At 62.2% G+C, this 19,004-nt stretch carries 13 protein-coding genes; 10 read left to right on the top strand and 3 right to left on the bottom strand.

The window, feature by feature from the left end:
- Positions 1 to 12: 12 nt before the first annotated feature.
- Complete coding sequence (locus tag TMS3_RS05480) at positions 13 to 2,679, bottom strand: putative bifunctional diguanylate cyclase/phosphodiesterase (protein WP_025164251.1); 2,667 nt, start codon at positions 2,677 to 2,679, stop codon at positions 13 to 15.
- A gap of 100 nt (positions 2,680 to 2,779) precedes the next feature.
- Between TMS3_RS05480 and TMS3_RS05485 the strand changes: the two genes are divergently transcribed.
- Positions 2,780 to 3,283, top strand: coding sequence for a hypothetical protein (locus tag TMS3_RS05485; protein WP_029866132.1), 504 nt, complete (start codon positions 2,780 to 2,782; stop codon positions 3,281 to 3,283).
- A gap of 119 nt (positions 3,284 to 3,402) precedes the next feature.
- Here TMS3_RS05485 and aceF read toward each other — a convergent pair whose 3' ends face one another.
- Positions 3,403 to 5,055: a dihydrolipoyllysine-residue acetyltransferase gene (aceF, locus tag TMS3_RS05490; protein WP_025164253.1), complete on the bottom strand. Its 1,653-nt coding sequence runs from the start codon at positions 5,053 to 5,055 to the stop codon at positions 3,403 to 3,405.
- 11 nt (positions 5,056 to 5,066) lie between these two features.
- The gene (gene aceE, locus TMS3_RS05495) at positions 5,067 to 7,712 is read right to left on the bottom strand and encodes a pyruvate dehydrogenase (acetyl-transferring), homodimeric type (RefSeq protein ID WP_025164254.1); all 2,646 of its coding nucleotides are present in this window, start codon (positions 7,710 to 7,712) and stop codon (positions 5,067 to 5,069) included.
- Positions 7,713 to 7,981: 269 nt separating this feature from the next.
- On the opposite strand from aceE, the gene glnE reads away from it, so the two are divergent.
- From glnE to TMS3_RS05540, 9 genes are all read left to right on the top strand, one after another.
- Positions 7,982 to 10,927 (top strand): bifunctional [glutamate--ammonia ligase]-adenylyl-L-tyrosine phosphorylase/[glutamate--ammonia-ligase] adenylyltransferase, encoded by a 2,946-nt coding sequence (glnE, locus tag TMS3_RS05500; RefSeq protein ID WP_025164255.1) that lies wholly within the window; start codon positions 7,982 to 7,984, stop codon positions 10,925 to 10,927.
- A gap of 73 nt (positions 10,928 to 11,000) precedes the next feature.
- Positions 11,001 to 11,924, top strand: a complete 924-nt coding sequence (gene ilvE, locus TMS3_RS05505) for a branched-chain-amino-acid transaminase (RefSeq protein WP_025164256.1) — start codon at positions 11,001 to 11,003, stop codon at positions 11,922 to 11,924.
- 138 nt (positions 11,925 to 12,062) lie between these two features.
- Positions 12,063 to 13,097: a lipopolysaccharide heptosyltransferase II gene (gene waaF / locus TMS3_RS05510; RefSeq protein ID WP_025164257.1), complete on the top strand. Its 1,035-nt coding sequence runs from the start codon at positions 12,063 to 12,065 to the stop codon at positions 13,095 to 13,097.
- Between the two features lies 1 nt (position 13,098).
- On the top strand, positions 13,099 to 14,115 hold the full coding sequence (gene waaC / locus TMS3_RS05515) for a lipopolysaccharide heptosyltransferase I (protein WP_025164258.1): 1,017 nt from the start codon (positions 13,099 to 13,101) through the stop codon (positions 14,113 to 14,115).
- On the top strand, positions 14,115 to 15,236 hold the full coding sequence (locus TMS3_RS05520) for a glycosyltransferase family 4 protein (RefSeq protein ID WP_025164259.1): 1,122 nt from the start codon (positions 14,115 to 14,117) through the stop codon (positions 15,234 to 15,236). The genes waaC and TMS3_RS05520 overlap by 1 nt, the downstream gene beginning before the upstream one ends.
- On the top strand, positions 15,233 to 16,066 hold the full coding sequence (gene rfaP, locus TMS3_RS05525) for a lipopolysaccharide core heptose(I) kinase RfaP (RefSeq protein WP_025164260.1): 834 nt from the start codon (positions 15,233 to 15,235) through the stop codon (positions 16,064 to 16,066). The genes TMS3_RS05520 and rfaP overlap by 4 nt, the downstream gene beginning before the upstream one ends.
- On the top strand, positions 16,059 to 16,796 hold the full coding sequence (locus TMS3_RS05530; protein WP_025164261.1) for a lipopolysaccharide kinase InaA family protein: 738 nt from the start codon (positions 16,059 to 16,061) through the stop codon (positions 16,794 to 16,796). Before rfaP ends, TMS3_RS05530 begins: the two co-directional genes overlap by 8 nt.
- On the top strand, positions 16,793 to 17,539 hold the full coding sequence (locus TMS3_RS05535; protein ID WP_025164262.1) for a lipopolysaccharide kinase InaA family protein: 747 nt from the start codon (positions 16,793 to 16,795) through the stop codon (positions 17,537 to 17,539). The genes TMS3_RS05530 and TMS3_RS05535 overlap by 4 nt, the downstream gene beginning before the upstream one ends.
- Positions 17,536 to 18,996, top strand: coding sequence for a lipopolysaccharide kinase InaA family protein (locus TMS3_RS05540; protein ID WP_025164263.1), 1,461 nt, complete (start codon positions 17,536 to 17,538; stop codon positions 18,994 to 18,996). Before TMS3_RS05535 ends, TMS3_RS05540 begins: the two co-directional genes overlap by 4 nt.
- Positions 18,997 to 19,004 lie beyond the last annotated feature (8 nt).

A 19,004-nucleotide genomic window follows, 5' to 3' on the forward strand; every position in this document is an offset into this window, starting at 1 on the left:
GTTACACGGCGCTCAGCTCTGCGGGCGGCAGGGGTAGCGCTTCAGACTATTGATCAGGTCGCGCCCGGCAATCGGCCGATCGAACAGATAACCCTGGCCGACATCGCAATGCTGGCGTCGCAGAAAAGCCAGTTGGGCGGCGGTTTCAATGCCTTCGGCGACCACCTTGAGTTTCAGATTGTGAGCCATGGCGATGACCGCCGAAGTGATCTCCCGGTCGTCCTGATTCTCCGGGATGTCCTTGATAAAGCTGCGATCGATTTTGATCACGTCGATGGGAAACTTCTTCAGGTAGCTCAGCGATGAATAGCCGGTGCCGAAATCATCCATCGCCAGGGTCAGGCCCAGGCTTTTCAGGCGGCTTAGCTGGTGGCGGGTGTCGTCGGTGGCCTCCAGTAGCAAACTCTCGGTAAGTTCCAGTTCGAGCAATGTGGGAGCGAGCTGTTCTTCATGCAGAATGGCGGCTATAGAGCCGACCAGATCGGGGTCGGAGAACTGCTTGGGCGACAGATTAATCGCCACCTGCAAAGTGCCAAGGCCGACCGCCGTCAGTTTTTTGCTCATGCGACAGGCCTGACGTACCACCCATTTGCCAATCGGGATGATCAGGCCGGTTTCCTCCGCCACGCTGATGAACTGATCCGGGCGGATCATGCCTTTTTCCGGATGGTGCCAGCGCAGCAACGCCTCCATGCCGAGCAGCTGGCCGCTCTTCAGGCACAGCTTGGGTTGATAGAACACTTCCAGTTCATTCTGTGTCAGGGCGCGGCGCAGGTTGTTCTCGACGAACAGTTTGTAGTTCGCCTCGGCATTCAATTCCTCGCAGAACACCTGCAGCTGATGCTTGCCCTTGGCCTTGGCCTTGTGCAACGCCAGGCCTGCGTGCTTCATCAGGGTTTGCGGGTCCCGTCCGTGCAGTGGCGCGCAGGTCAGACCGATCGAGCCGGTGATGTTGATCAGCTGGTTATCGACGAACAGCGGCTTGTCCAAGGTGTGCAGCACCTGGTTGGCCAGCAGTTGGGCGTCGTTGAGGTCGCTGGCATTCAGCAGGATGGCGAATTCGTTGCTGGCGAAGCGGGCAAGGATGGCATTCGGGCTGAGGCTGTTGCGCAGGCGCCGCGCCAGGCTGACCAGCAGTTTGTCTCCGGTCTGGTGGCCGAGGCTGTCGTTGATCCGTTTGAAGTTATCGATATCCACCAGCAGCAGACTGATCGGCTTGTCGCCGGCGGCGGCAAAGCTGCTCTCCAGGGCGCGGATAAACGCGTAGCGGTTGCCCAGGCCGGTCAGGCTGTCGCTGTAGGCCAGGCGCTCGATGCGTTGCTGCGCGTGCTTGGTTTCGGTGATGTCTTCGTAGATGCCGATGTAGTGGGTCAGGGCGCCGTCATCGGCATGCACCTTGGAGATCGACAGCTGGCCCCAATAAGGGTCGAGGTTCTTGCGCCGGCTCTTGAATTCGCCTTGCCAGCTGCTGTGTTCGGCGAGACTGGAGCGCGTATCGAACAGTAAGGCACTGAGGTTTTCCAGGGCCGGCAGCTCGGGCAGTCGGCGACCCTGCACTTCGGCGGCACTGTACAGGGTGATGGCGGTAAAACTCGGGTTGACGTACTCCACCAGGCCATCGCGATCGAGCAGGATAAAGGCGCTGGCGCTCTGCTCGACGGCGCGCTGGAACAGGTGCAGTGCGCTGGTAGCGCTGCGCTGCTGCTGGTTGCTGAACACCTGGGCGTACTGGTCGGCCAGCTCGCCGGCGAAGGCGATTTCGTCGGCCTGCCAGGCGCGCGGTGCGCCGATGTGCTCCAGGCACAGCACGCCGATCACTTTACCGCCGACGCGGATGCTGGCATCGAGCATGGCGCCGATGCCAAGGGGGCTGAGATAGCTTTCGCTCAGTTCGCGGGTGCGCAGGTCGTGTTGAGCGTCATGCGCGTCCACTGTGCGTCCGCCTTGCAGGGCACTGAGGTAGTTGGGGTAGTGGCGGGCGTCGATGGCTGCGGGCTGTTCATGGCGGCCAGTGTCGCTGCGATACAGCGTGACGGGGTCGAGCCTGTGGTCGGTCAGGTGCCAGATGCTGGCGCGCGCCACCTGGTAGGCTTCGCAGGCTGCTTGGGTGATTAGTTCGGCGGCTTCGTGCAGTGGTTCGCGGGTGACGTAGTGATGCTGCGCCAGGCGTACGATCAAACGCTGCTGGACGTTCACGCGGGCCTGTTGTAGCGCGTACTCCTGCGCGCCGAGCGGGTATATCGGGTGCTCGTTCTGAAGGTGCGGCGCGTCGTCATGCCCGAGGCTTTCGTCGGCGCGCAACAGATAGCCGCGTAGCAGATGGCGGCCACGCTGTTTGAACGGCTCTCCCAGCTCCATCAACCGGAGCGGGCCGTGCGGCGTATACAGGGTGTAATACACCAGATAGTGCGGACGCTGTGCCAGTTGCAGTTGGATGCTGTCATGCAGGTGATGACGTGTCTTGGGCTCCATCAGGCTGGCGTAGGGCGCGTCGAGCAGGGCGCACAGTTCACTGGCGGGTAAACCGAGCTGCAGCTCGCAGGCGGGGTCGAGAAACAACAGACTCCAGCTGGCTTCGTTCAGCCGTTCGAAACGCAACATGCCGAGCCGCGAGGGCACTGGCAACTGCGTCACAACCTCGGCCGTTGAACGGCTCGTGGCATCGGGATGGCTTTTCATTGAACGGCTGGTTTCCAGTATGCTGACCGAGTCGAAATCTCGCCCACTTCTTAGCGTCGAGCAAGGGTGCATCATGCAATTGCGACTGACAAGAAAACTAATGAGCGCAGTGCTGCTGAGCGGCTGTGTTGCACTCAGTCCTGGATTCGCCAGCGAGCCTGCCGCGGGCGTGAGCAGTGCCGAACAGGCCAGTTACCTGGCCAAGCTGAAGCGCTTGTATCTGACCGAGAATGAACGCCAGGCGTTACTCGCGCACAGCAACGACCTGCTGAAAACCTATGCCTTGCGCGCGGCGTATCAGGTTGGTCAGGCGCGGCGCCAGGATCTGCTCTACCAGCTGCGCCTCGGCGCTCCAGGCGAGCTGCTGTTGCGCGAGGAGACGCGCGGCCAGCAAGAAACCCAGATCGCCGTACGCAATCAGCGGATTGCCTTGTTTGGCGTCGACCCCTTTATTCGCTATGACTGCCCAAATGGCAGCATCAGTTGTGTGCTGCTCAACCCGGTCGACGGCAGTCCGCTACTGAGTATCGTGCGCGATCATCAGGGGGCAGCAGAGCTGGCCAAGGCCTTGAGTTTTCTGATCCGTAATCTACAGAAAGGGTAGGCCGGGCGGGTAGCGGAGGGCGTGAGCCATAGCCGCGGCCGTGTAGTACGCAAAAAAAACCCCGCCGATTGGGCGGGGTTGAGGATGCGAGCGTGGCGCTCGAAAGTTGCAGCTAAGCCTTACAGCAGCATGGTGCGGATATCCGTCAGCACTTCACCCAGGCGCTTGGTGAAGCGCGCGGCGGCTGCGCCGTTGATTACCCGGTGGTCGTAAGACAACGACAGCGGCAGTATCAGCTTGGGCTGGAAAGCCTTGCCGTCCCAGACCGGCTGGATGGTCGCCTTGCTCACTCCGAGGATCGCTACTTCCGGCGCGTTGACGATCGGCGTGAAGCCGGTGCCGCCAATGTGCCCGAGGCTGGAGATGGTGAAGCAGGCGCCCTGCATGTCATCGGCAGAGAGTTTCTTGGTCCGGGCCTTTTCCGCCAGGGCAGCAGCCTCAGCCGCCAGCTGCAGCAGGCTCTTCTGGTCGACGTTCTTGATCACCGGGACCAACAGGCCATCCGGAGTGTCCACGGCGAAACCGACGTGCACGTATTTCTTGCGGATGATCGCCTTGCCGCTGGGTGCTAGCGAGCTGTTGAAGTCCGGCAGTTCCTTGAGCAGGTAAGCGCAGGCTTTCAGCAGCAGGGGCAGTACGGTCAGCTTGACCCCGGCCTTCTCCGCCACGCCTTTCTGCGCGACGCGGAAGGCTTCCAGCTCGGTGATGTCGGCCGAGTCGAACTGGGTCACATGGGGCACGTTGAGCCAGCTGCGGTGCAGGTTGGCGGCACCGACCTGCATCAAGCGGGTCATGGCCACTTCTTCCACTTCGCCGAACTTGCTGAAGTCCACGTTCGGGATTGGCGGAATGCCGGCGCCACCGGTTGCGCCAGCCGGCGCTTCCTTGGCCTTCTGCATCATCGCTTTGACGTAGGCCTGCACGTCTTCCTTGATAACCCGGCCTTTCGGGCCGCTGCCAGTAATGGCGGCTAGCTCGACGCCCATTTCACGGGCCAGTTGGCGCACCGCCGGACCAGCATGCACCTTGGCGCCGTCGGACCGTGGCGCGGCCGTCACGTTGGCAGCCGCTGCCGCCAGCTTGGCGATGGCGCTGACTTCGGCGACCACCTCCGGCGCGGCGCCGGGCGGCGTGCTATGCACCGCCGACGCCGCTGCGGGGGCGGCTGGCGCCGGTGCTGCTGGCGCTGCGCCAGCCACCTTCAGTTTGAGAATCAGATCGCCGGTGCCGACGTCGGCATCCAGCTTGACCTCGACGCTTTCCACCACGCCGGCGACCGGCGAGGGGATCTCCATACTGGCCTTGTCGGATTCCAGGGTGATCAGTGACTGGTCGGCTTCGACGCTGTCGCCGGCCTTGACCAGTACTTCGATGACCTTGGCGGTGCCGTCCGAACCGATATCCGGGACATGAATGTCCTGGATCGATTCGCTGACCGCGGGTGCCGCAGCAGGTGTTTCGGTTTTGGCTGCGGCAGCTGGGGCAGGTGCTGGGGCCTCGGCTTTCGCCGGTTCAGCTGCCGGTGCGCTGTCGCTCGCGCCTTCGACTTCAAGCTCGAGCAGCTCATCGCCTTCTTTCAGGCGATCACCCAGCTTGACCTTGAGGCTCTTGATCACCCCGGCCTTGGGGGCCGGGATTTCCATGCTGGCCTTGTCCGACTCCAGGGTCAGCAGGCTCTGGTCGGCTTCGATACGGTCGCCGACCTTGACCATCAGCTCGATGACTTCGCCTTCGCCGCTGCCAATATCGGGTACGCGGATTAGTTCGCTCACAGTGCGTCTCCTTAGCAGTTCAGCGGGTTGATTTTTTCGGGATCGATGCCGAACTTGGCGATGGCCTCGGCCACTACTTTGGGTTCGATATCGCCACGGTCAGCGAGGGCTTCCAGGGCTGCCAGGACTACCCAGTTGCGGTCCACTTCGAAGAAGTGACGCAGTTTCTTGCGGCTGTCACTGCGGCCGAAACCATCGGTGCCCAGTACCTTGAACTCCTTGCTTGGCACCCACTGGCGGATTTGCTCGGCGAACAGCTTCATGTAGTCGGTGCTGGCAATGACCGGGCCATGGCGACCACTCAGGCACTGCTCGATATAGGACTGCTGAGGCTTCTGCTCCGGGTGCAGGCGGTTATTGCGCTCCACGGCCAGGCCATCGCGACGCAGTTCGTTGAAGCTGGTGACACTCCACACATCGGAGCCGACGTTGAACTGCTCGCGCAGAATCTTCGCCGCTTCGCGCACTTCGCGCAGGATGGTGCCCGAGCCAAGCAGCTGCACGTGATGGGCCGCCTCCTTCTTGTCCTCTTCGAGCAGGTACATGCCTTTGATGATGCCTTTCTCGACACCTTCGGGCATGGCTGGCTGCTGGTAGGACTCGTTCATGACGGTGATGTAGTAGAAGACGTCTTGCTGCTCTTCCATCATCTGCCGCGTACCTTCGCGGATGATCACTGCCAGCTCGTAGCCGTAGGTCGGGTCGTAGGTGCGGCAGTTGGGGATGGTCGCGGCCATGATGTGGCTGTGGCCGTCTTCGTGCTGCAGGCCTTCACCGTTGAGGGTGGTGCGCCCGGCTGTACCGCCGATCAGGAAGCCACGGGTGCGGCTGTCGCCGGCGGCCCAAGCCAGATCGCCGATGCGCTGGAAGCCGAACATCGAATAGAAGATATAGAACGGCAGCATCGGCTGGTTGTGGCAGCTGTAGCTGGTGCCCGCGGCGATGAAGGAGCTCATGGCGCCGGCTTCGTTGATGCCTTCTTCGAGAATCTGGCCCTTCTTGTCCTCGCGGTAGAACATTACCTGGTCTTTATCCACCGGCTCATACAGCTGGCCGACCGAGGAGTAGATACCGAGTTGGCGGAACATGCCTTCCATGCCGAAGGTGCGTGCCTCGTCCGGAATGATCGGCACTATGCGCTGACCGAGTTCCTTGTCCTTGACCAGCTGCGAGAGGATGCGCACGAAGGCCATGGTGGTGGAGATTTCGCGGTCGCCGGAGCCGTCGAGGATGGCCTTGAGGGTGTCCAACGGCGGAGTCGGAATGCCGAAGCTCTTGGCCCGGCGCTGCGGCATGTAGCCGCCCAGGGCGGCGCGGCGCTCGTGCAGGTACTTGTACTCGGCGCTGCCTTCCTCGGGCTTGAAGAACGGCAGGTTCTCCAGCTCGTTGTCCTTGACCGGGATGTCGAAGCGGTCGCGGAATTTCTTCAGGCTGTCGACGTCGACCTTCTTGGTGTTGTGCGCGGTGTTCTTTGCTTCACCAGCGCCGGTGCCGTAACCCTTGATGGTCTTGGCCAGCACCACGGTCGGCTGACCCTTGTGGTTGACCGCATCGTGATAGGCCGCATACACCTTGTAGGGGTCGTGACCGCCGCGGTTGAGCTTCCAGATTTCGTCGTCTGAGAGGTCTTTGACCATCTCTTTCAGCTCGGGGCTGTTGAAGAAGTGCTCACGCACGAAGGCGCCGTCTTTGGCCTTGTAGTTCTGGTACTCGCCGTCGATCACTTCGTCCATGCGGCGTTGCAGGATGCCGTCGACGTCCTTGGCCAGCAGTGGGTCCCAGAAACGGCCCCAGACCACCTTGTTGACGTTCCAGCCACCACCACGGAACACGCCCTCCAGCTCCTGGATGATCTTGCCGTTGCCGCGCACCGGGCCGTCGAGGCGCTGCAGGTTGCAGTTGATGACGAAGATCAGGTTGTCCAGCTTCTCGCGGCCGGCCAGGGAAATGGCGCCGAGGGATTCCGGCTCGTCGCACTCGCCATCGCCGAGGAAGCACCAGACTTTCTGCTTGCCTGCGGGGATATAGCCGCGATCTTCCAGGTACTTCATGAAACGCGCCTGGTAGATCGCCTGGATCGGACCGAGCCCCATGGACACGGTCGGGAACTGCCAGAAATCGGGCATCAGCCAAGGGTGCGGGTAGGACGACAGGCCTTGGCCGTCGACTTCCTGACGGAAGTTGTTCAGCTGGTCTTCGCTGATCCGGCCTTCCATGAAGGCGCGGGCATAGATGCCGGGCGATACGTGGCCCTGGATGTACAGCAGGTCACCGCCGTGCTCTTCGGTGGGGGCCTGGAAGAAGTAGTTGAAGCCGATGTCATACAGGGTCGCGGAGGAGGCGAAGCTGGAGATGTGGCCGCCCAGGTCCGGATCTTTCAGATTGGTGCGCATCACCATGGCCATGGCGTTCCAGCGGACCAGCGAGCGAATGCGGCGTTCCATGAACAGGTCGCCAGGCATGCGTGCTTCGTGGGTCACTGGAATGGTGTTGCGGTACGGCGTGGTGATCGCATAGGGCAACTGGGAACCACTGCGGGTGGCCAGCTCGCCCATGCGAGTCATCAGGTAATGCGCGCGGTCTTCACCTTCACGGTCGAGGACGGATTCAAGGGCGTCCAGCCATTCCTGGGTTTCGACGGGATCGAGGTCTTGCATGGCTTGCTCCAGGGCGGAAAGGCTTCCAGAATCGGAGGCCAGGATTCGTGGCCGGCATTGTGAGCGGGTCACGTGAATTCTTGGATTTACCGGGGGTAGGACCGGACTCGTGTAGTTTTACTACATATCGACGACGATTTCAGCCCTTTGGATACAATCTTTAGTAGCAAAACTACAGTTTTTTTGCTGTCAGTCGCCCGTAAAGCGCCAGTTCAGTGGGCTTGTCCGCTTTCAGCGCTGCGCTTGCAATCCGCCAAAAAGGATAGACCATGAGCCTGCCTGCGCTGGCCACTTTGCCTGCCACTCTTGATTTCCTTGCTCTGCGCGCCGAGCAGACCTTGCAGGCGGCCTTTGCCGAGCTGTCAACGGATGCCGCGGCGCGTTTTGCCGCCTGGGCGGGCTCTCGGCAAGAGACCCTGCGGCGGGTTACTGCGGCCAGCGACTTCGTGGTCCAGCAGGCCTTGCGCGATCCGCAGATGTTGCTGGAACTGGCCGAGTCCGGTGAGCTGGAGCGCCCGCTGCAGGCTGGCGAACTGCGCGCGCAGTTGGCCGCGCAGTTGCTCGAGTGCGAGGGTGAAGACGAGCTGGGGCGACGCTTGCGGCGCTTTCGCAATCGCCAGCAGCTGCGCATTATCTGGCGCGATATCAGTCGTCAGGCGGATCTGATCGAAACTTGTCGCGATCTCTCGGATCTGGCCGATAGCTGCATTGATCTGGCCTACCACTGGCTCTATCCCCAGCACTGCGCACAGTTCGGCACGCCGATCGGGCGGCGCACGGGGCAGGCGCAGCATATGGTGATTCTCGGCATGGGCAAGCTGGGGGCCCATGAGCTGAACCTGTCCTCGGACATCGACCTGATCTTCGGTTACCCGGAGGGGGGTGAGACGGAGGGGGTGAAGCGCTCGCTGGATAACCAGGAGTTCTTCATCCGTCTCGGCCAGCGCCTGATCAAGGCGCTGGATGCGATCACCGTCGAGGGTTTCGTGTTTCGTACCGACATGCGCCTGCGTCCCTACGGCTCTTCCGGTTCCCTGGTGTTCAGCTTCAATGCGCTCGAACAGTACTACCAGGATCAGGGTCGCGACTGGGAACGCTACGCGATGATCAAGGCGCGCGTAGTCGGCGGCGATCAGCAGGCCGGTGAGCAGCTGCTGGAGATGCTGCGGCCCTTTGTCTATCGACGCTACCTGGATTTTTCTGCCATCGAAGCGCTGCGCAGCATGAAGCAGCTGATCCAGCAGGAAGTGCGGCGCAAGGGCATGGCCGAGAACATCAAGCTCGGCGCCGGCGGCATTCGCGAGGTGGAATTCATTGCTCAGGCCTTTCAGTTGATCCATGGCGGGCGTGACCTCAGCTTGCAGCAGCGTTCCTTGTTCAAGGTGCTGACCACCCTGGAGGGTCAGGGTTATCTGCCAGCGGCGGTGACCGACGAGCTGCGCGAGGGCTATGCGTTCCTGCGCTATACCGAACATGCCTTGCAGGCGATCGACGACCGGCAGACGCAGATGCTCCCGGATAATGATCAGGACAAGGCTCGGGTGGCCTTTATCCTGGGTTTCGCTGAGTGGTCGGCGTTCCATGAGCGGCTGATGCACTGGCGTGGGCGAGTCGACTGGCACTTCCGTCAGGTGATTGCCGATCCCGACGAGGACCTGGATAACGCCGAAGAGGAGGTCGTCGGCGGTGAGTGGCTGCCGCTGTGGGAGGACGTTCAGGACGAGGCTGCAGCCTGTCGTCAACTGGAGGATGCCGGTTTCGCCGACGCTCCGGCGGCCCGTCAGCGCCTCGCCGGCTTGCGCAGCGGCAATCAGGTGCGCGCCATGCAGCGCCTCGGTCGCGAGCGCCTGGATGCCTTTATTCCTCGGTTGCTGGCGCAGGCGGTGGAACACGACAACCCCGATCTGGTGCTGGAGCGTGTGCTGCCGCTGGTCGAGGCGGTGGCAAGGCGCTCGGCCTACCTGGTGTTGCTGACCGAGAATCCCGGCGCCTTGCAGCGTCTGCTGACGCTGTGCGCTGCCAGTCCGTGGATCGCCGAGCAGATCACCCGCTTCCCTTTGCTGCTCGATGAGTTGCTCAACGAGGGCCGACTGTTCAAGCCGCCATTGGCGCCGGAGTTGGCGGCCGAGTTGCGCGAACGGCTGATGCGCATTCCCGAGGAGGATCTGGAGCAGCAGATGGAGGCGCTGCGCCACTTCAAGCTGGCACATCGCCTGCGCGTGGCGGCCTCGGAGATCGCCGGCTCCTTGCCGCTGATGAAAGTCAGTGACTATCTGACCTGGCTGGCCGAGGCGATCCTCGATCAGGTGCTGGCCCTGGCCTGGCGCCAGACTGTGGCTAAGCACGGCACGCCACGGCGCGCCGATGGCAGTCCCTGTGATCCGGACTTTATCATCGTCGGCTACGGCAAGGTCGGCGGTATCGAGCTGGGCCATGGCTCGGATCTCGATCTGGTGTTCATTCATGGCGGCGATCCACAGGCCGAGACCGACGGTGTCAAGCCGATCGATGGGGCGCAGTTCTTCACTCGACTGGGTCAGCGGATCATCCATCTGCTGACCACGCAGACCAATTCCGGGCAGCTCTACGAAGTCGACATGCGCCTGCGTCCGTCCGGTGCCTCGGGGTTGTTGGTGAGCTCGCTCGGCGCCTTTGCGCGGTATCAGGAAAGCGAAGCCTGGACCTGGGAACACCAGGCGCTGGTGCGCGCACGTGTGTTGGTCGGCAGCCCGCAAGTCGGCCGGGAGTTCGAGGCGGTGCGTGCGGCGGTGCTCGGGCGTGAACGCGACCTGAACGCGCTGCGTACCGAGGTCAGCGGGATGCGCGCGAAGATGCGTGACAATCTCGGCAGTAGGGTGACTGCCGCCGGAACCGCAGCCAATGCCTTCGAGGCCACGTCCCCCTTCGATCTGAAGCAGGATGCCGGTGGTATCGTCGATATTGAATTTATGGTGCAATACGCGGCCCTGGCCTGGTCGCGAAAGTACCCGGAGCTGTTGGAATTCACCGACAATATTCGCATTCTGGAAGGTCTGGAGCGGCTCGGCTTGGTGCCTGGCGAAGATGCGCGCTTATTGCAAGAGGTCTATAAGGCCTACCGTATGGCGGCTCATCGCCAGGCGCTGCAAAAGCAGCCAGGCGTGGTGAGCGGCGATCAATTCCACGCCGAGCGGCGCAGTGTGTTGCGAATCTGGCGGGAACTGGGGCTGAACTGAATTTTTCGTAGGTTGGAAAGCGCATGGCGCACCGACCTCATGTGCACGAATCGAATTTGAGGAGCAGGCAATTATGTCGATGGCCGATCGTGATGGCGTGATTTGGTATGACGGCGAACTGGTGCAGTGGCGCGATGCGACCACCCATGTACTGACCCATACCCTGCACTACGGCATGGGTGTATTCGAGGGCGTGCGCGCCTACAACACGCCGCAGGGTACCGCGATCTTCCGCCTCGAGGCGCACACTGATCGCCTGTTCGATTCGGCCCACATCATGAATATGCAGATCCCGTTCAGCAAGGACGAGATCAACGAGGCGACCCGCGCCGCCGTGCGCGAGAACAACCTGGAAAGCGCCTACATCCGCCCGATGGTGTTCTACGGATCGGAAGGCATGGGTCTGCGCGCCAGTGGCCTGAAGGTTCATGTGATAGTCGCCGCGTGGAACTGGGGTGCCTACATGGGCGACGAAGCCCTGCAGGTCGGCATCAAGGTGCGTACCAGCTCCTTTACTCGTCATCACGTCAACATCTCGATGACTCGCGCCAAGGCCAACGGTAACTACATCAACTCGATGCTGGCCCTGCAGGAGGCGATCTCCGGCGGTGCCGACGAAGCCATGCTGCTGGATACCGAAGGCTACGTGGCCGAAGGCTCGGGGGAGAACATCTTCCTGGTCAAGAATGGCGTGGTCTACACCCCGGAAGTGACGTCCTGTCTGAATGGCATCACCCGCAGCACCATCCTCACCCTGGCCGAAGAGCTGGGCATCAAGGTGGTCGAGAAGCGCATCACCCGGGATGAGGTGTACATCGCCGATGAGGCTTTCTTCACCGGCACCGCCGCAGAAGTCACGCCGATCCGCGAAGTGGACGGCCGCAACATTGGCGCCGGACGCCGCGGTCCGGTGACCGAGAAATTGCAGACCGCTTACTTCGATCTGGTGACGGGTAAGACCAGCAATCACGCCGAATGGCGCACCTTGGTCAAATAAGGCTGAACCAGGTTCGGTCGGCTTGTTGTGTAGGATGGGTTGAGCGAAGCGATACCCATCACTGCCGCAGGTCACCATTACCTGCGCATTAAGCATGTCCGGGAGGCGAAAGCCTCCCTGGTCGTTTCTGGAATTCGCATGAAAATACTGATCGTAGGCCCCAGCTGGGTCGGTGACATGGTGATGGCGCAGACGCTGTTTCAGTGCCTGAAACAGCGGCATGTCGGCTGCGAGATCGACGTGCTGGCGCCCGAGTGGAGCCGGCCGATTCTCGAGCGCATGCCCGAGGTGCGTCAGGCCCTGAGTTTTCCGCTGGGGCATGGCGTGCTGCAACTGGCTACCCGGCGCAAGATCGGCAAGTCGTTGGCCGGCCAGTACGATCAGGCGATTCTCCTGCCGAATTCGCTCAAGTCGGCCCTGGTGCCCTTTTTCGCCGGTATCGGCAAGCGCACCGGCTGGAAGGGTGAGATGCGCTACGGCCTGCTCAACGATGTGCGGGTGCTGGATAAAGAGCGCTATCCGCTGATGGTCGAGCGGTTCATGGCGCTGGCGTTCGAGCCGGGCGAGCTGCTGCCCACGCCGTACCCGCGGCCATCCTTGTCGATCGATCCGGCCACGCGCGACGCGGCCCTGGGCAAGTTCGGCCTGAGCCTGGATCGCCCAGTGCTAGCGCTGTGTCCGGGCGCCGAATTCGGCGAGGCCAAACGCTGGCCCAGCGAGCATTACGCTGAGGTGGCCGAGGCGAAGATTCGCGCCGGTTGGCAGGTCTGGCTGTTCGGTTCGAAGAACGATCATGCGGTTGGCGAGGAGATTCGTCAGCGCTTGATCCCGGGGCTGCGCGAAGAGGCGGTCAACCTGTCCGGCGAAACCGCGCTGGCCGAGGCCATCGATTTGCTGTCCTGTGCCAGTGCCGTGGTGTCCAACGACTCCGGCTTGATGCATGTGGCGGCCGCGCTGAACCGCCCGTTGGTGGCAGTCTATGGCTCGACCTCGCCGCAGTTCACACCGCCGCTGGCCGAACAGGTGGAGATCGTGCGCCTGGGCCTGGAGTGCAGCCCCTGCTTCGACCGCACCTGCCGTTTCGGCCATTACAATTGCCTGCGTCAGCTGAGCTCAGGCCCGGTGCTCGAGGCGCTGGATCGCCTGGTGGCCGATCCGGTTGAGGTCGAATAGTTTGCGTGTATTGCTGATCAAGACTTCCTCGCTGGGCGACGTGATTCATACCCTGCCGGCTTTGACCGATGCGGCGCGGGCGATTCCCGGCATCCAGTTCGACTGGGTGGTGGAGGAGGGCTTCGCCGAGATACCCGCCTGGCACCCGGCGGTCGCCCAGGTGATTCCGGTGGCCATTCGCCGCTGGCGCAAGAATCTCTGGCAGACCTTGAAGAATGGCGAGTGGCGGCGGTTCAAGGCGCGTCTGCGCGAGACCCGTTACGACCTGGTTATCGACGCCCAGGGCCTGCTGAAAAGCGCCTGGCTGACGCGTTATGTCAAGGCGCCGGTGGCTGGCCTGGATCGCAATTCGGCGCGTGAGCCGCTGGCCAGTCGCTTCTATGTCCAGCGCTATGCGGTGCCGCGTGAGCAGCATGCCCTCGAGCGCGTGCGTCAGCTGTTTGCCCAGGCGCTGGGTTACTCACTGCCAAGCGGTATCGGTGACTATGGCTTGAATCGCTGGCAGCTGGCCGCTGCTTCGCCGTCGCCCTATCTGCTGTTTCTGCACGGCACCACCTGGCCGAGCAAGCATTGGCCGGAAAGCTGTTGGCGGGAGTTGGCCGAGCGCATGAGTGCGCAAGGCTGGGCCGTGCGCCTGCCGTGGGGCAACGCCAGCGAGCAGGCGCGCGCCGAGCGCATCGTCGCGGGGCTGGATAATGCGGCGGTGCTGCCCAGGTTGAACCTCGCCGGGGTGGCCAAGGTGATCGCCGGCGCCCAGGCCTGCGTGGCCGTCGACACCGGGCTCGGCCACCTGGCGGCGGCCCTGGATGTGCCGACCATTTCGCTGTACGGCCCGACCTTGCCCGGACGGGTAGGCGCATACGGACGTTCGCAGGTCCATCTGTGCGCCAGCGGTCCGAACGCCGGCAAGGGTGACCGGCATAAGCCCTGCTTCGACGACCTGTTGCCCGAGCGGGTGGCCACTGAGCTGCAGGCGCTGCTCCTGGCAACCCCCTGCCTGTCCGAGGATCGTGTCTGATGCAGTTGGCTTTTATCCTTTATAAATACTTCCCCTTCGGCGGCCTGCAGCGTGATTTCATGCGCATTGCCTTGGAGTGCCAGCAGCGTGGCCACACCATTCGCGTGTACACGCCGATCTGGGAAGGTGAGATTCCCGCCGGTTTCGAAGTGGTGGTGGTGCCGGTCAAGGCGCTGTTCAACCACAAACGCAACGAGAAATTGACCGCCTGGGTACAGGCTGACCTGGCCGCGCGCCCGGTCGATCGGGTGATCGGCTTCAACAAGATGCCCGGGCTGGATGTCTACTACGCCGCCGATGGCTGTTTCGAGGACAAGGCGCAGACCCTGCGCAACCCGCTGTACCGCCTGTGGGGGCGTTACAAGCACTTCTCCGACTACGAGCGGGCGGTGTTCGCCCCCGAGTCGAAGACCGAGATTTTGATGATCTCCGAGGTGCAGCAACCATTGTTCGTCAAGCACTACGCCACCCCGACGCAGCGCTTTCACCTGCTGCCGCCAGGCATTGCCCTCGACCGCCGCGCGCCGGCCAATGCTGCCGAGATTCGCGCCGAGTTCCGCCGCGAGTTCGAGCTGGCAGATGAGGACCTGCTGCTGGTGCAGATTGGCTCCGGGTTCAAGACCAAGGGCCTGGATCGTAGCCTGAAGGCTGTCGCCGCCTTGCCGCGCGAGCTGAGAAAACGCACCCGCTTGATCGCCATCGGCCAGGACGATCCGCGCGCTTTCCAGCTTCAGGCCAGGACGTTGGGCATTTCTGATCAGGTTGAAATTCTCAAGGGGCGCAGTGATATTCCGCGCTTCCTGCTGGGCGCCGATATGCTGATTCATCCGGCCTACAACGAAAACACCGGCACCGTATTGCTCGAGGCCCTGGTCGCCGGGTTGCCGGTGCTGGTCAGCGATGTTTGTGGCTATGCCCACTACATTGCCGAGGCCGATGCCGGTCGAGTGCTGCCCAGCCCCTTCGAGCAGGAAGGGCTGAATAGTCTGCTGGCCGAGATGCTCGATGATCCAGCAAGGCACGCCAGCTGGCGGCGCAATGGCCTGGCCTTTGCCGAGAAGGCCGATCTGTACAGCATGCCGCAGCGCGCGGCCGATGTGATTTTGGCGGAGCGCCGATGAAGTTATTGCTGAGCGAACCGTTCCAGACCCTGTGGGCGGGTAAAGACGCCTTTGCCGAGGTCGAACAGCTGCAAGGTCAGGTCTATCGTGAGCTAGAGGGGCGCCGCACCCTGCGCACGGAAGTGGACGGGCGCGGCTATTTCGTCAAGATTCACCGCGGCATCGGCTGGCGTGAGATCGCCAAGAACCTGCTTACCGCCAAGTTGCCGGTACTCGGCGCCGGGCAGGAGTGGCGGGCGATCCGCCGCTTGCATGAAGCCGGCGTACCGACCATGACTGCGCGGGCTTATGGCGAGCGCGGCGGCAACCCGGCGACGCAGCACTCCTTTATCGTCACCGAGGAGCTGGCACCGACGGTCAGTCTGGAGGATTTCAGCCTCGACTGGGCGCACAATCCGCCGGCTCCTGCGCTCAAGCGCGCGCTGATTGCCGAAGTGGCGAATATGACTGGCACCATGCATCGCGCCGGGATCAATCATCGCGACTGCTACATCTGTCACTTCCTGCTGCACACCGACAAGCCGGTGACCGCCGATGATTTCAGGTTGTCGCTGATCGATCTGCATCGCGCGCAAACCCGCAGCGTCACGCCGCGGCGTTGGCGGGACAAGGATCTGGCCGGGCTGTACTTCTCCGCCCTGAATATCGGCCTGAGTCGGCGCGATAAGTTGCGCTTCCTGCGTGGTTACTTTCATGCAGCCAAGGGCCCGCAAGCGTTGCGACAAATACTGCGTGAAGAAGCGCCGCTGCTGACTTGGCTTGAGCGCAAGGCGGACAAGCTATTGGCTCGCTATGCCCGTAAGTATGCCCCGGGAGCCGGTCATGAGTGAGTGGCGGTTGACGGCGGATGCCGTGCCAGCGCTGACCAAGATGTTTGCCGACCTGGATGCGGTATTCGCCTTGCAGGGGGAGCTCATCACCCGTGATCCCCTGTCGGAGGTGATCCGTGTCGAATGCCAGGGCGTACGTTATTACGTCAAGCGTTACCACGGCGCCGGCAAGGGCTTGCGCAGGTTTCTCGGGCGGCCCCGGGTCAAGGCCGAGTGGCAGAACCTCAAATATTTCGCCAAGTGGGGCATCGCCACTGCGCCTATCGTGGCCTATGGGCTGGAGCGTAAGGCCGGTGCCTTTACCCGGGGGGCGTTGATTACCCGTGAGCTGGTCGGTACCGAGGACATGGGGCAATTAGCCTTGCGTAACGATGAGTGCCTGCGAGATAGCGCCTGGGTGGCGCGGGTTAGCCAGCAGTTGGCCAGCGCAACCCGCATCCTGCATAAGCGCCATTTCACCCATAACGATCTGAAGTGGCGCAACTTGCTGGTTAACCAGCAGTGCGAATTATTTTTGATCGATTGTCCGACTGGGAGCTTCTGGTGGGGGCCGTTTCTGCGTTATCGAATCATCAAGGATTTAGCCTGCTTGGATAAGGTCGCCAAGTACAAGCTGTCGCGTGCCCAGCGCCTGCGCTTCTACCTGCAGTACCGCGGACGCGAGCGGCTTGGCGCCAGCGACAAGAAACGCATCCGCCAGATCGTCGGGTTCTTCGAGGGTCGCGAATGAAGGATTTTATCGCCGCCGAAGATCGTGCGCTCCTCGAGCGTCATGGGCTGGCTAGTTACGACGCGTTATGGACGGTCCAGCTGGAGGCCGTGGATGAACCCAATACCGAACGCGGTGGTTGGAGTAGCGTATACCGCCTGGATCTGGGCGATATGGCCTTCTACCTCAAGCGGCAAAGCAATTATCTGACACGGAGTCTGCGGCACCCGCTTGGCGAGCCGACCTTTGCCCGCGAGTTCCGTAACATCCAGCGTTACTGCAGGCTGGGGATTCCTGCGTTGCAGGCCGCCTTCTTCGCCGAGCGTAAGGAGGCCGGTGCGCAACGTGCAGTTCTGCTGACCCGCGCCTTGGATGGCTGGCAAGATCTGGAGTACTGGTTGCTGCAGTGGGCAGAGCTACCCTCCGCTCAGCGGCAGGCGATCCTCACGGCCTGCGGGCAGTTGGCGCGCCAACTGCACGCGCGCGGACAGGTGCATGGTTGCTTTTACCCCAAGCATATTTTCCTCCAGGCACGCGGCGCGGATTTCGCCGCCCAGTTGATCGACCTGGAAAAGACCCGTCCGCTGTTCTTGGGTGTTCGCGATCGGGTCAAGGACTTGGAGCCGCTGCTACGTCGCGCCAGTGCCTGGGGCGAAGAAGAGGTGCGAGGGTTTCTGGCAGCGTACCTGGATTCGTCGAGTGAGCTTGAGTCGTGGTGGCGACGCTTGTCGCGGCGACAGCGCAATAAAGTGGGGCGCAGATGAAATTAGGTGATTTGCGTCGTGCCGGTCGCGCCCCGAGCTTGCCTATGCCGTTAGAGGCGAGCGCAGGGGAGACCGTTCAGTTGCTGAGCCTTCTGCGTGTGCTGCCAGGCCAGCGTTATGTCGGCTTGGCGCAGTGGCAGGGGGGCAAGGTGCTGGCCAAGCTATTGGTCGGCAACAGAGCCGAGCGACATTACGCCCGAGAAGTTGAGGGTGCGCGTTTGCTTGCGGAGCATGGGTTGTGTACCCCGCCACTGCTCGAACAAGGCTTTCAGGCCGGTGAAGGTGGCTGGTTATTGTTCGACTACCTGGAAGATGCCAGCAGCCTGGGTGATGAGTGGCGAGCGCTGGAAGTGCAACCGGTACTCAGCGATGCTCAGCGAGTGTTGTTAGGGGATGCCCTGGCGGTCATTGCCCAGTTGCATGGCAAGGGGTTATGGCAAGACGACCTGCACTTGGACAATGTGCTGCGTCATGACGGTCGACTGTATTTGATCGATGGTGGTGGTGTGCGTGCCGAAACGCCAGGCCAGCCACTATCGCGCGCTACAGTGTTGGCCAATCTCGGCGTGTTCTTCGCCCAATTGCCGGCCAAGCTTGATGTCTTTATCGAAGAGTTGCTGGTGCATTACCTGTTGGTCAATGGCGAGCACGCTTTGCCACTAGAGGCGCTGCTCAAGGAGGTTGCCAAGGTCCGGCGTTGGCGTCTGCGCGACTACCTGCGCAAGATCGGCCGCGATTGCAGCCTGTTCAGCGTCCGCAGGGGCGCGTCTATGTTAAGGGCGGTGCGGCGTGAGGATGAAAGCAGACTGGCGGCGCTGTTATGCGACCCCGATGCCGCTATCGCCGCGGGTCAGTCACTCAAACGGGGTGGCTCCTCCACGGTGGCGCAGGTTGAGGTGGCTGGCAGCAGCTTGGTCATCAAGCGCTACAACATCAAAGGGGTGGGGCACTGGCTAAAGCGCTTCTGGCGTCCCAGTCGGGCTTGGCACAGTTGGCGCGAGGGCAATCGCCTGGATTTTCTCGGCATCGCCACGCCCAAGCCACTGGCCATGCTGGAACTGCGCACGTTCTGGTTGCGGCGCGGCGCCTATCTGGTTACCGAACACTTGGCGGGTGAGGATATAATCGCGCGCTTCAAGCTCTGTCTGGATAGTCCGCATGGCACAAGCTTGCCCCCAGAGGCTGAGCTCAAGGCGCTGGAGGAGCTGTTCGCGGTCTTACGGCGTGAGCAGATCAGCCATGGTGACTTAAAGGGAACCAATCTGCTGTGGCAGGCGGGGCGTTGGGCGTTGATCGACCTGGATGCCATGCAGCAACACCGCAGTACGGTCACTTTTGCACCAGCCTATGACCGGGACCGTGCGCGCTTGTTGCGCAACTGGCCGAATGACAGCGCGTTATACCAATTGCTCGACCAACGTTTACCGCCGGCGCCCGACGCCGACTCAGCAGACTAAAAGAGGCT

Source organism: Pseudomonas taeanensis MS-3 (genome assembly GCF_000498575.2).
GTDB classification, from domain to species: domain Bacteria; phylum Pseudomonadota; class Gammaproteobacteria; order Pseudomonadales; family Pseudomonadaceae; genus Aquipseudomonas; species Aquipseudomonas taeanensis.

What these genes read in the sequence shown, in the direction of transcription:
- TMS3_RS05480 (WP_025164251.1), bottom strand. Translation starts at nt 2,679, where the DNA reads ATGAAAAGCCATCCCGATGCCACGAGCCGTTCAACGGCCGAGGTTGTG.
- TMS3_RS05485 (WP_029866132.1), top strand. Translation starts at nt 2,780, where the DNA reads ATGAGCGCAGTGCTGCTGAGCGGCTGTGTTGCACTCAGTCCTGGATTC.
- aceE (WP_025164254.1), bottom strand. Translation starts at nt 7,712, where the DNA reads ATGCAAGACCTCGATCCCGTCGAAACCCAGGAATGGCTGGACGCCCTT.
- glnE (WP_025164255.1), top strand. Translation starts at nt 7,982, where the DNA reads ATGAGCCTGCCTGCGCTGGCCACTTTGCCTGCCACTCTTGATTTCCTT.
- ilvE (WP_025164256.1), top strand. Translation starts at nt 11,001, where the DNA reads ATGTCGATGGCCGATCGTGATGGCGTGATTTGGTATGACGGCGAACTG.
- waaF (WP_025164257.1), top strand. Translation starts at nt 12,063, where the DNA reads ATGAAAATACTGATCGTAGGCCCCAGCTGGGTCGGTGACATGGTGATG.
- TMS3_RS05520 (WP_025164259.1), top strand. Translation starts at nt 14,115, where the DNA reads ATGCAGTTGGCTTTTATCCTTTATAAATACTTCCCCTTCGGCGGCCTG.
- rfaP (WP_025164260.1), top strand. Translation starts at nt 15,233, where the DNA reads ATGAAGTTATTGCTGAGCGAACCGTTCCAGACCCTGTGGGCGGGTAAA.
- TMS3_RS05530 (WP_025164261.1), top strand. Translation starts at nt 16,059, where the DNA reads ATGAGTGAGTGGCGGTTGACGGCGGATGCCGTGCCAGCGCTGACCAAG.
- TMS3_RS05535 (WP_025164262.1), top strand. Translation starts at nt 16,793, where the DNA reads ATGAAGGATTTTATCGCCGCCGAAGATCGTGCGCTCCTCGAGCGTCAT.
- TMS3_RS05540 (WP_025164263.1), top strand. Translation starts at nt 17,536, where the DNA reads ATGAAATTAGGTGATTTGCGTCGTGCCGGTCGCGCCCCGAGCTTGCCT.